Raw genomic sequence first — 12,500 nt, forward strand, 5'->3', positions numbered from 1 at the left:
AAGGATGGGCAATTTCGCTAAATACATGCTGCTTGCTGCCAGTGTGCTGACAGCGCTGATTATAGCCGGTTGTACGGATAAAGGACCGGAAAAGGCAGCTGGCGATGAAGGCAACGGGCCCGCCAACAGCTTCACGCCGGGAGCAGCCCTTAAGTCATCGTTCGTCAATCCGAGCGTCAAAGGCATGAAAGGCATTGCCGAGAACGATCAGCTCCAGCTGCTAGCGGACGATCAGACGGGGGCGATCGCCGTCGTGCATAAGGCAAGCGGCGAAATTTGGCACAGCAATCCCCCCGGCCATCAGTCGGATCCGCTGGCCGCGGGCGTGAACAAAAGCTTGTTGTCCTCTCAGTTGAAGCTTGACTTTTATAACAGCTTCGGACAGATAAATTCGGTCAATTCGCACGCCGACAGCGCGGCTTACAAGCAAATCGGCATGGAGGAAATCCCAAACGGCGTTCGCGTTAACTACCGGTTCGGCACGGACAAAAAAACGATTGACGACATGCCCAAGAAGATCAGCAAGTCCCGCTTTGAACAGAACCTGTTAAGCAAGCTGGACAGCGCCGGCCAGCGAACGCTGAAAATCGCGTACACGGAAGATGCCGAGCAAGGGGTGTATGTCCGGTCCGACGGCGCTCTCAAAGGTCTGCAGCTGGAGCGTGCGCTTAAAGCCTTTGAGGATGCCGGATATACCGAGGACGATTTGCTGGTGGACATCGAGGAGAACCATTTGGATCAGACCAAGCCTGAACCGCGGGTATTTCACGCCTCGATCGAATATACGCTGGACGGCGACAGTCTGATCGCCAAGCTTCCGGTTTCCAGCATCGATTTCCCCGCTGAATATCCGGTGAACACGATCTCGTTCCTGAGCTTCTTCGGTGCAGGGGGGGCGGAGGATAAAGGCTCAATCCTCGTTCCGGACGGATCTGGAGCGCTGATTCATTTTAATAACGGCAAGACGCGGTACCCTTCCTACCAGCAGAGCGTGTACGGAATGGACCGAACGATGAGCGGAATCGAAACGGCGGACAGCAGCCAGGACGTCAGGCTGCCGGTGTTCGGCATCATCCGTGAAGGCGGGGCATTTATCGGCATCATCGAGGAAGGGGCTCCGGCCGCGACGATCAATGCCGACGTCAGCGGCAGGCTTAACAGCTATAATTACGTCTACCCGACGTTCACGGTAATCAACAAAGGCGACTTAAGCCTGGATGCGAACGGCCAGCAGCGCTCGCTCCCGAAGTTCCAGGAGAATCCGATGCGAAGCGATTTTTCGGTCCGGTATGCGTTCGTGGGCAAGCAGTCGGCTTCCTATCCGGGACTCGCCGCCTATTACAGGAATTACTTGGAGCAACAGGGAGGCCTCCCGGCAATTGCCGAGAGGAATGAGGAGAATATGCCGTTCTACCTTCAGCTCGTAGGAAGCATTTATAAGAAAAAGCATTTTGCAGGAATTCCGTATCGGGCGCTGGAGCCGCTCACAACGTTCGAACAAGCGCAAAGTATTCTGACAGAGATGGGCAAGCGAGGCATCCATGACATCAAATTGAAATATAGCGGCTGGTTCAACAAAGGGCTGGATCATGAGGTTCCAGGCAGCGTCTCCGTTGATCAACAGGTAGGGGGAGAGAAGGGACTTCGGCGTCTGCTCTCCTATGCGAACGAGAATGGGGTAAAGCTGTATCCGGATGTCGCTATCCTTACCGCGTTGTCCGGTTCCGGGTTCAACGAGGCGAAGGAGGCGTCCAGAACGCTGCGAGGCATCCCCGCAGAGATCTATTCCTTCAATCCGGCGCTGAACCGGCGGGATCGGACCGGTTCGCCTGCCTATGTCATATCGCCGCGGTTGATAGGTAGCTACACGGAAGCTTTCTTAAAGGATTATGGAAAATACGGCGCAATTGGCGTTTCGCTGAGTGATCTTGCCGCCGAGCTGGACAGCGATTTTCGCAAGCATCGTCAAATTGACCGTACGGAGTCCGAGCAGTTGTCTCTGGATGCGCTGAACAAGGTTTCAGATGCCAATCTTCAGGTCATGGCTGACGGAGGAAACGCTTATGCTCTGCCTTTCTTGACCGATATCACCCATGCGCCCATGTCTAGCAGCAGCTTTAAAATCGAAGACGCGGAAATTCCGTTCTATCAAATGGTTATCCGCGGGCATATCGATTACACGGGCGCGCCTTACAACCTGTCCGCGTATACCGACGCCAAACCTTATATTTTGAAGTGTTTGGAGTACGGTGCTGGCGTGTATTTTCAATGGTTCTATGAACCTAATCACAAAATAAAGGACACAGAGCATAACGAACTGTTCTCCGCCAATTACGCGTTATGGATCGACGAGGCCGCCCGCATCTATGAGGAAGTCAATGCATTTCTGAAAAAGGTTCGCCATGAGCGGATCGTCGGGCATGACGAATTGGCTGACGGCGTGTTCAAGACGACATACGAGAGCGGCGTTTACGTCATCGTGAATTACAATCGTGCACCGGTGACGATAGACGGCGTAACCATTGAAGCCGAAAGCTATGTGACGGGTGGTGAAGCGCCATGAAATCCATAACCCAGCGATTTGGGCGAAAGCAGCGAAGCTATGGGAAACAGAAGGCATTATGGGGCATTGCTTATGTGATGCCTTGGCTGCTCGGTTTTATCTTTTTCTTCCTGATCCCTTTGCTGACTTCCCTGATTTACAGTTTTAGCACCGTAACGGCAAATTCCGAAGGAATCGGCATAACGTTTATGGGGATGAAAAATTACGTGACTGCCTTTACGGTCAACACCAGCTTTAACCGAATGCTGACCGAGGCGATCGTGAACATGGCGGTGAACGTGCCCCTGATCGTTATCTTCAGTCTGTTTCTGGCCGTCGTCCTGAATCAGAAGTTCCTTGGCCGTTCCTTTGCCCGATCGATATTCTTCCTGCCCGTCATTCTTGCTTCCGGGGTCATTCTGACCCTGGAAAGCAGCAGTCTCGTTCAGGCGATCAATGATCAGAATGCCGGTTCCGGGGGGCTGATTAACGCATTGGGAAGTTTTGAACTCGAGCGATTAATGCTTCAGGCCGGCGTAAGCGAGACGATCGTAAACTATTTAACGGGAGCCGTGGATCGTATTTATGAGATCGTAAGCCAATCCGGCGTACAGATCCTTATTTTCCTGGCAGGCATACAGACGATATCCCCCCAGCTGTACGAAGCGTCCAAGATGGAAGGAGCTACGGGTTATGAAGCCTTCTGGAAAATCACGTTTCCGATGGTCAGCCCGCTGATTCTGGTCAACATGATATATACGATTATCGACTCGTTCTCCCGAAATGAGCTGACAGACTTAATCAAGACCACGGGCTTCGTCCAATTCGATTTCGGCCTTAGCTCAGCAATGGCCTGGATTTACTTCCTGGCTATCTCCATCATCCTGTTGATCAGCACGTACTTTGTATCCAGGAAGGTCTTTTACCATGAATAGAAGAAGGTGAATGCAATGTCGGTTTCTCGGTGGCTATCGCTCGAAAGCTGGAAACGATGGCTCTGGTCTTTCATACGTTTAACATTGATCGCTGGCCTGTCCTTTGTCATTCTGTATCCGATTCTGCAAAAAATCTCGACGGCCATCAAAGACAAGGCCGATCTTTATTCACCGGTCGTCGTATGGATTCCGGAAAATTTCACAATGAGCAATTTCCTTGATGCGATCCGCATCATGGATTACTGGGAAACGCTGTTCAACACGTTTGCGCTGTCGGCGACGACGACGGTCTTGACGGCCGCTTCTTGCGCGCTGGCGGGTTACGGCTTTGCCCGTTTGAAGTTCAAAGGCAGCCAGCTTTTGTTCGCCTGTGTCGTCCTGACGATTCTCGTGCCTCCTACCACGATTCTCATCCCGATTTATTTGAATCTGAAGGATTTTACGCTGATGGGCCTGATTCCGCTCCTCACCGGCAAGTCCGTCAATCTGTTGAACAGTTATTGGCCGTTCATTTTGACTTCGCTGACCGCCAATTCGCTTAAAGCCGGTTTGTACATTTTTATTTTCCGGCAATTCTTCCGCGGCATTCCGAAGGAAGTGGAGGAGGCGGCTTATATTGACGGCGCGGGCGTCGGAACCACCTTTACCCGCATCATGATGCCGAACGCGATTCCTGCCATCATTACCACGACGTTGTTCTCCTTCGTCTGGCAGTGGAACGACAGCTTCTACACGACGACGTATCTGACTTCAAGCAAAGTCATGTCCACCCAGCTGTCATCGCTGCCGTACAACCTGTCCATTATGCTGGGCAGCGATCCGTCGAAGGCGGACCCATTTTATTTGAGCATGGTGCAGGATACCGGCATTTTGCTGGCGATCCTTCCCTTGATCGTCATCTATTTGTTCGTTCAGCGATATTTCGTGGAAAGTATCGAGCGTACGGGTATCGTAGGTTAACATTTCAAGTTGAAGACCGCCACCCCGAATCTAGGGGTTGGCGGTTTTTGTTTGCATACGAGCAACACGTAAATAACGGGATAGGAAGTAAAAAAATGTTTATTGTGGGCCGGGGCCTTTAAAGTATAATAATACAATTAATCGATAGGAAAGGGTGTTTTCTGTTGCTGATCATCGTAAAGAACTTCTCCAAAGTCATGCTAAGCGCTTTACTGTTTGGTTCAACACTGGCGTCATGTCACCAAAGCAGCGGTATCGACCACAATCGAGGGCCGGAAACACGCGGGGAGGGCGTATACAGCGATAAGTCATTACGCGCTTATCATCCGCCGATCGAAGTCACTTTTGTGAGAGAAATCGGCGACGGCTTGGAAGATATTCTGAAGGCATTGCCTGATGAAACGCTGGAGGACAATCGCTGGAGTCAGTTGTACGAACAAGTTCTGGGCATTCAAATCAAATACAAATGGGCTGTGAGAAGCGAACAATACCACAAAAAGCTGGATATTATGCTGGCTTCAGGGGACATTCCGGATATCGTCAAGGTCAATGCCCAGCAGCTCAGGCAGCTGAGCCACGCCGGACTGATTCAGGATCTGACGCAGGTTTACAAGGAATATGCTTCACCGTTGACACAGCAAGTTCACCGCCAAGAAGGGAGCGGTACCTTGGAATCCGGCATGATCGACGGCAAGCTGATGGGCATCCCGGAGACCGATTCCTCCATTGAAAAGGCGATGTTTCTGTGGATTCGAACGGATTGGCTGGACCGATTGGAGCTGTTGCCACCGAAAACGATGGATGACGTCCTGGCAATTTCGAAAGCGTTTACAGAAGGGGACCCCGACGGAAATGGCCTACAAGACACCTATGGAATAGCGGCTACCCAATATTTGTGGGACCCCGTCATGGGCTTAACCGGATTCATGGCCGGTTATGGAGCTTACCCGAACATATGGCTTGAAGATGAGAGCGGCAAGCTCGTATATGGAGGCATTCAGCCTGAAGTGAAACAGGCGCTCAAGGTGCTTCAGGATATGTATCGCCATCATGAAATCGACAGTGAATTCATTTTTAAAAACGGAAGCAAAGCCAAACAGCTTGTTGCCGATGGGAAGATCGGCATGGTCTATGGCGAGCAATGGGGAGCATTCTTGCTTCAGTGCAGCCGAGGCGGCGATCCGGATGCTGAGTGGCAAGCTTTTCCCATTGTTACTGACTCGGGCATAGCGCCAAAGGTTCCGCTTAAATTTACCACAAGTTCTTTTTACGCCGTAAGAAAGGATTTTGCTTACCCGGAAGCGATTCTCAAAATGTTCAATCTGCATCTTGAAAAAAACTGGGGCAAAACGGCAGAGTACGAGACTTACTACAACAATGTCATGCCCGTGTGGGGACTGTCTCCCGTGACTCCTTTCCCGGCGGATAAAAACCTCAAGGCGTACCGGCAAATCACCGAAGCGCGTCGTCAGGGCACGACGTCTCAGTTACAGGGCGAGCCCGGATTCATACAAGGGCGAATCGATCGATATTTGGATAAGAAAGAAGACGGCGAATCCGGCTGGGGTTGGGAGAAGATCTACGGGCCTTCCGGTGCGATGAGTATTCTCGACCAATACGAGGATAACCATCAGTTGTTGTTCGATGCTTTTGCCGGCGCGCCGACTGAAACGATGATTGAAAAACAAACGATTCTGGACAATCTTCAGCATGATTATTTTGCCAACATCATACTCGGCGAATCCATAGAACAATTCGACCGGTTCGTGGAGGAATGGTATCGGCTTGGCGGTGCTGACATTACGGCTGAAGTGAATCAGTGGCATGAGGACAAAAAAAGCCGTCCATAAAAATGTGCCGCACCCGCACGGTTGGCTTTAAAGGCCGGCAGGCGGCCGATTTACACGCATTTTCACACACATCGGAGGAGTTTAATTGCTTAAGTTACCCGTGAATTCCATTCGTAATACCATTTTTATTCGACTGGTCGCTACCTATCTCTTCGTCATTCTTCCGCTTATCATTCTCGGTGTTTATCTGTATAACTGGAGTTACCAATACGCTAGCCAGGAAGTATCCAAAAATTCGCAGGCGCAGCTTTCGGCTTACCTGGACGGGTTGAACCGGGAAATCGAATGGCTGGAAATCCAGCAATACGATATTTTGCAGGATGAGGAACTGAACAAAATGGTGCTGACATGGGATATGATGAGCACGGTCGAAAGAAAAGCAAGCCTGCATTATTTGCTGCCGCGGCTGGTCTCCATCAAAAACAGCAGTGTCTACATAAAAGACGTATTCATTCATATCCGCAGCATCGATAAAACGATTTCGGCCATGACCGCGATGAATGCATTCGACTCGAGACGGTATAACCATGTGTTTGCAGGAGAGGCGAACGGCAATCAAAGACTCTTGCAGATCGACGATACTTTCCATCTTGTGGCGGCCAAATACGGAGCTCGAAAAGGGGAAGAGCCGCTTCTGATCGTTCAGATCGAACTGGATGCGAGCAAACTCAGGGAATCCCTGATGCAAATCAGCGTATATCCGGAAAGCGGGGCTTTTATCGTCTCCGAGCCGTCCGGCTTTGCCCTGGCCAGCCATGAGGAGGCGGATCGATTCATGAAAGAGGCCGTGCAGGCCATCCAACATGCGAATCGTCAAATTCTGAACATCGGCACAGGCAGGTATTTGATCGACAAGGCGTATTCCGACAAGCTGGACCTATCCGTGTTCACGTACTTGCCCACTGAGGCGGTGAAACGGCCGTTAAGTAAATTTTATGTCTGGGCATGGCTGTTTGCAGGCACGACCCTCTTGGCGATTGCCATCTACGCAGTTTCGACGTACAAATTGGTTCATAAACCGCTGCTTCTGCTTGTCCAGAGCTTCAGAAAAATGGAGGATGGCATGTTTAATATCCGGATCAAGCACGGACAAAGGGACGAGTTCGGCTATTTGTACGATCGATTTAATCAGATGCTCATCAAGCTGCAGCATCTGATTGACCAGGATTTCAGGCACAAGCTCATGATGCAAAGGGCAGAGCTGAAACAGCTCCAATCCCAGATCAATCCCCACTTTTTATATAATAGCTTCTTCATCCTGAGCTCCCTGGCCAAAACGGGGGATGTCACGCAAATCGAGTTGTTCACGAACATGCTGGGAGAATACTTTCGATTCATTACCCGCAATGATGCGGACAACGTTCCATTGCTGGAAGAAACGAGGCATTCCCGCATTTATACCGAGATTCAAAAGCTCAGATTTTCAAGGCGCATTCGCGTAGAATTCGGCGAGCTGCCGAAGGAAATGGAGGCCATCAAGGTGCCGCGATTGATCATTCAGCCCATTATCGAAAATGCCTATGAGCACAGCCTCGAAAAGATGCAGGATGAGGGCTTGCTGCGTGTGTCGTTTCATCTGGATGACCAAGAAGCTTCCATCGTGATTGAAGAGAACGGGAACGGGCTGACGGATAACGATATTGAAATGCTAAATAAGCGGCTTGAACGCACAGCCGAATCCGCCGAATCCCCTGAAGTGACGGGGCTTATCAACATCCATCGGCGAATTGCCCTGACGTACGGGGAAAGCAGCGGATTGGTCCTTTCAAGGAGTCCATTGAATGGACTGCGGGTCCAAATTCGAATCAGGCTGACGGAGGGGAATGAACATGTATAGACTGCTGGTCGTCGACGATGAAGAGATTATTACGAACAGTTTGTACGAAGTATTTCATCAGTGGATGCCCGAGAAGCTTGACGTTTGCCGGGCATACTCCGGCAAGGAAGCACTGAATTGGATGTCGCGAACAAGAATCGACATCGTCCTGACGGACATACGCATGCCGGGCATGAGCGGATTGGAATTGACGGAGAGCATCCGGGCTCTCTGGCCAAGGTGCAGAATTATCTTTCTGACCGGTTACAGCGATTTCGATTACGCCTATCAAGCGATTCAGATGCCCAATGTCCGCTATTTGTTGAAGACGGAAGGCTTCGATAAGGTCATGGAGGTCGTGAAGGAAGTCATTCATGAAATCGAGAGCGGCAATCGCATGAATGAATGGCTCATGCAGTCCCGCGTGCAGATCGAAGCGCTGGAATGGATGGAGCAGGGAGAATACTTCCGGCAATTCGTCGCGGACAGCAGCCTGCTTGGACAAGACAAGGAAGCCATGCTGAGCGATTTCCGGACCTTGAACATCGGATTGGATCCGAAACTCCCTGTGCTGCTGGCTCTTGGCCGCGTAGCATATTCAGCAGGCAAAGCGTATGCAGAAAAGAAAAACAGCCATCGCTCGGTAAGGCTGATTTGGAATTCTTTTATGGATGAGCATGTCCGAAGCATCGGAGTCCTGGACAAACATGGGGATTTATTATGGATGCTTCAGCCGCGGTCCGAGAATCCATCCGGTGATCGTCTTGTTCTTTATTTGGAAGGGACGCTTGAACTGATCCAGGAAGCCTGCCTGGATTCTCTGGGACTTGCCGTATCGTTCACCATAAGCGGCTTCCCCTGCCGGTGGGAGGATGTAACCCCTCAATATGAAAGGCTGCGGAGACTCCAGCAGTTAAAGATGGGCGACGGCATTCCGATGATCCTGAAGGATCAAGTCGACTCTTCCCAGGCGTCTCACTGCAAGGAAGGAGTGGAGACGAGCCATAAGGCAGGCGTCTTGGAAGCCCATTTGGAGGCCGGAAGGGAGAGCGAATTCATGAGTGAATTGGAGCAATTGTCGGAATTCGTGCTGAACGGAGACGATCATCATCAGCATGCTGCACAAGCCTATTATTCTATCGCTCTCGTGCTGTATGCGAAGCTGACCCGGCTTGGGCTTCAAGACCCCACCGGTGAACGGGGGAAGCTGCTGGACTTGGAAGGTCATGATTCCATGAAGGAAGCTTTTCGTTATTTGAGGCGAACGGCCGAAGATATATTCGATTTCAAGCGCATGGATGAACGAGGCAAAACGGCGCATGTCATTGATCGGGTATGCCAGTATATCGAGGAGCATCTGGATAAGGACATCACCCTTGTGCATCTAGCCGAACGCTATTTTTTTAATCCCTCCTATCTCTCGCGTTTGTTCAAGCAGGAACGGGGAATCAATCTCTCGGAATATATCGAAAAGTGCCGAATACGGAGAGCAAAGGAGCTGCTTAAGGAAGGGGATTTGAAGGTAAGGGACGTGGCGCCTCTAGTCGGATACGATGCCGCCCATTCCTTCACCCGCTTCTTCAAAAAGGCGACGGGTTTAACGCCGCAGGAGTACAGGGACCATCTTGTAAAATAAGCAGGCGACCTATCATTTGCCCGGTGTTTTCAGATGGAATGTCCGGTTGTTGTCTTGCTTACCCAAAGGTACACTTTTTACGAACAATTCCGTTCATGTCGACCCGCATTGGGACTGACCAGATCGGAATGACAGGTCACCAAGTAACGATGAAGGAGGGCGTGTTCAGGGATGAAGCCCGGAAAGCCGTTACTGGTCATATCTACCGTATTTGCTTTCGTTTGCATAATCGTTGTTTTTGCAAACCTAGCGAGTCGTGGCCAAGACGATCCAAAAATGTTTAACCAGGAGCTGAGTGACAAGATGAGTGATGAAATGAAAGCCGGCAAAACAGGAATTGAAATGAGGGACCAGGTAAGCAGCGGCAATGTTGCGAGCCGGGATGCGGACAGTACCCGCGGGGAGGCTGCGGCCGCAATCGGTAAGATTCCGCCGAACGGGAATCCGGTCGTCTCCCATAAATTCGGCGCGGATCCCTATGCGCTGGCAGTTGACGGACGTGTTTATTTATATAACACGTACGACGCATTGGAGTATGACGGTGACGGGGATGTCAAGGACAACAGCTACAGCACGATCAACAAGCTGTCCGTCATCTCTTCCTCGGACCTGGTCAACTGGACCGATCACGGAGCAATCCAGGTCGCAGGACCTACCGGCGCTGCCACATGGGCAACGCAGTCGTGGGCGCCAGCAGCCGCGCACAAGGTGATTGACGGCGAGGACCGCTTCTTCTTGTATTTTGCCAACAATGCCAGCGGCATCGGAGTGCTGACGAGCGACAGCCCTGTTGGCCCGTGGACGGATCCGATCGGAAAGCCGCTGATCACAAGAAACACGCCGGGCGTGGAAGGTGTCACGTGGCTGTTTGATCCCGCCGTGCTCGTTGACGACGACGGGAAAGCTTATATCTACTTTGGCGGCGGCATTCCGGAAGGCGAAGCCGAAATGCCGAATACGGCTCGCGTCATGCAGCTTGGCGACGATATGATCAGCGTGCTTGGCGAAGCCGTCACGATTCCGGCTCCTTATATGTTCGAGGATTCAGGGATTAACAAATTTGACGGAAAGTATTACTATACGTACTGCTCCAATTTCTCGGAAGGAACGCGGCCGGAGAACAGTCCGCCTCCCGGCGAAATCGCCTATATGGTCAGTGAGCATCCGATGGGCCCATGGACGTATCAAGGGACCATTTTGAAAAATCCCGGGCATTTCTTCGGGGTCGGAGGGAATAATCATCACGCCATCTTTCAGTTCCAACAGAACTGGTATATTGCCTATCACGCCCAAACGTTGTCAAAATCCATGGGAGTTCCGAAAGGCTATCGCTCAACCCATCTGAACCGCGTTTATTTCGAGACGGACGGTAGCATCCGGGAGATAGACGCTGACATGGAAGGCGTGAAGGGGGTCCAGCCGCACAATCCCTTCCAGCGAACGGAGGCAGTAACGATGGCATGGAATGCCGGAATTCAAGTCAATCCGTCTACTGCTGCTGAAGACTCGCAGGACAGCCCGATATTGACGGTCACGGACATCCACGACCGGGATTGGATCGCAGTGGCCAATGTTGATTTCGGAAAAGGAGCATCCGCGTTCACGGCTTGGGTCTCGGGAGTGGAAGGAGGAGGAAGCCTGGAGCTTCGGCTGGATCATCCGGAAGGAGAACGGATCGGCACAGTGAACGTACCGCCAGCATCCGGTGTGAAGCAGCGTCAGGAAATATCCATTGAAGTTTCAGGCGCATCCGGCATCCATCATCTTTACTTCGTATTTACCGGAAAGCAGGATCAGAAGTTATTTGATTTTGAAGCATGGCAATTCGAGTTGTGACGGCATATATACAGCCCGTCCATTCATAATGTGACGATGGCAAGCTAAAAAGGCGCTCGCGTATCAAGCAGCGCCTTTTTAGGTGCATCAAGTAAAATGTACGTACAAGTTAGTGCTGGCCTGAGGCAACGGGAACCGTACGGGATCCATGCAATTTTCTATACATGTTAGCGCTTACGCCGGCATAAGTCTTGAATTTTTTATAGAACCAGTCCATATCGTTGTAACCCACCGCGTCAGCGATTTCGTATATCTTCATGTCGGTATGCGTCAGCAAGAATTTCGCTTTCTCCATTCGTTGCTGCAGCAGATATTCGTTAAACGTCATTTTCTCGTGGAACTTGAACTTCTGCACCAAGTAGGAATAGTTGAAATGCATTCGCTCGGCAATTTCTTTTAAGGTGATGTTTTGGTACATCGAATCCTTCAAGTATTCCTTGACCTCTTGAATGACCTGATCCTCCTTTTCCGCATGGACATGGGACAATCTATTATCCGGATGCCCGTCACCGGAATGGGTTGCCGGCGAGATCATCCGCAAGCAAGTGTTGAGCTCTTCGACCGTGAACGGTGCAGGCAGATAATCATGAACTTGCAGCTGCAAGGCTTTCCGGGTCCAATAAAAATCCGTGCTGCCTCCGGTAACAATGATGGGAACCTGGCTTACGGACCGGATGTTTGCGCATAACTCCATACCTTCGGAATCTGAACCGAGCGCATGGATAATCACCAAGGTGTAAGGCTCCAAAGCAATGAATTGCATGGCGGACGAGGAGGACCTGACGCAGCGGAACCGCGAGCATCTCAACTCATTCCAATCCGGCCGGATTCCCGGTGTTGCTTCATCATGGGATTCCAGATCAACAAACAGAACATCGTGCACAAAAGCTTCCCCCCAACTTCGTTGTAATAACGCTTTCATACG

General features: G+C 51.1%; 8 protein-coding genes. 7 read left to right on the forward strand and 1 reads right to left on the reverse strand.

The features are described from left to right. The first annotated feature begins 4 nt into the window (after positions 1-4). The 7 genes from NSQ46_RS13525 (at position 5) to NSQ46_RS13555 (ending at position 11,575) form a co-directional block, all read left to right on the forward strand. On the forward strand, positions 5-2,563 hold the full coding sequence (locus NSQ46_RS13525) for a DUF5696 domain-containing protein (RefSeq protein WP_342576852.1): 2,559 nt from the start codon (positions 5-7) through the stop codon (positions 2,561-2,563). Then, on the forward strand, positions 2,560-3,477 hold the full coding sequence (locus NSQ46_RS13530) for a sugar ABC transporter permease (RefSeq protein ID WP_007130189.1): 918 nt from the start codon (positions 2,560-2,562) through the stop codon (positions 3,475-3,477). The genes NSQ46_RS13525 and NSQ46_RS13530 overlap by 4 nt, the downstream gene beginning before the upstream one ends. Positions 3,478-3,492: 15 nt before the next feature. Beyond that, the gene (locus NSQ46_RS13535; protein ID WP_210095195.1) at positions 3,493-4,437 is read left to right on the forward strand and encodes a carbohydrate ABC transporter permease; all 945 of its coding nucleotides are present in this window, start codon (positions 3,493-3,495) and stop codon (positions 4,435-4,437) included. A 164-nt stretch (positions 4,438-4,601) separates the two neighbouring features. Next, positions 4,602-6,287: an extracellular solute-binding protein gene (locus NSQ46_RS13540; protein WP_342576853.1), complete on the forward strand. Its 1,686-nt coding sequence runs from the start codon at positions 4,602-4,604 to the stop codon at positions 6,285-6,287. Positions 6,288-6,372: 85 nt separating this feature from the next. Further along, complete coding sequence (locus NSQ46_RS13545) at positions 6,373-8,124, forward strand: histidine kinase (protein WP_210095194.1); 1,752 nt, start codon at positions 6,373-6,375, stop codon at positions 8,122-8,124. Continuing rightward, positions 8,117-9,739, forward strand: a complete 1,623-nt coding sequence (locus tag NSQ46_RS13550) for a response regulator (protein ID WP_007130185.1) — start codon at positions 8,117-8,119, stop codon at positions 9,737-9,739. The genes NSQ46_RS13545 and NSQ46_RS13550 overlap by 8 nt, the downstream gene beginning before the upstream one ends. A 303-nt stretch (positions 9,740-10,042) precedes the next feature. Continuing rightward, positions 10,043-11,575 carry a glycoside hydrolase family 43 protein gene (locus NSQ46_RS13555; protein ID WP_244152703.1) on the forward strand — a complete coding sequence of 511 codons (1,533 nt, stop codon included), beginning with the start codon at positions 10,043-10,045 and terminating at the stop codon, positions 11,573-11,575. A 109-nt stretch (positions 11,576-11,684) separates the two neighbouring features. On the opposite strand, the gene NSQ46_RS13560 is transcribed toward NSQ46_RS13555, so the two are convergent. Continuing rightward, on the reverse strand, positions 11,685-12,458 hold the full coding sequence (locus tag NSQ46_RS13560) for a helix-turn-helix domain-containing protein (protein ID WP_007130183.1): 774 nt from the start codon (positions 12,456-12,458) through the stop codon (positions 11,685-11,687). Positions 12,459-12,500: the final 42 nt, after the last annotated feature.

This window comes from Paenibacillus sp. FSL M8-0142, assembly GCF_038597315.1.
Taxonomy (GTDB): Bacteria; Bacillota; Bacilli; order Paenibacillales; family Paenibacillaceae; genus Paenibacillus_AQ; species Paenibacillus_AQ lactis.

What these genes read in the sequence shown, in the direction of transcription:
- NSQ46_RS13530 (WP_007130189.1), top strand. Translation starts at nt 2,560, where the DNA reads ATGAAATCCATAACCCAGCGATTTGGGCGAAAGCAGCGAAGCTATGGG.
- NSQ46_RS13550 (WP_007130185.1), top strand. Translation starts at nt 8,117, where the DNA reads ATGTATAGACTGCTGGTCGTCGACGATGAAGAGATTATTACGAACAGT.
- NSQ46_RS13555 (WP_244152703.1), top strand. Translation starts at nt 10,043, where the DNA reads ATGAGTGATGAAATGAAAGCCGGCAAAACAGGAATTGAAATGAGGGAC.
- NSQ46_RS13535 (WP_210095195.1), top strand. Translation starts at nt 3,493, where the DNA reads ATGTCGGTTTCTCGGTGGCTATCGCTCGAAAGCTGGAAACGATGGCTC.
- NSQ46_RS13525 (WP_342576852.1), top strand. Translation starts at nt 5, where the DNA reads ATGGGCAATTTCGCTAAATACATGCTGCTTGCTGCCAGTGTGCTGACA.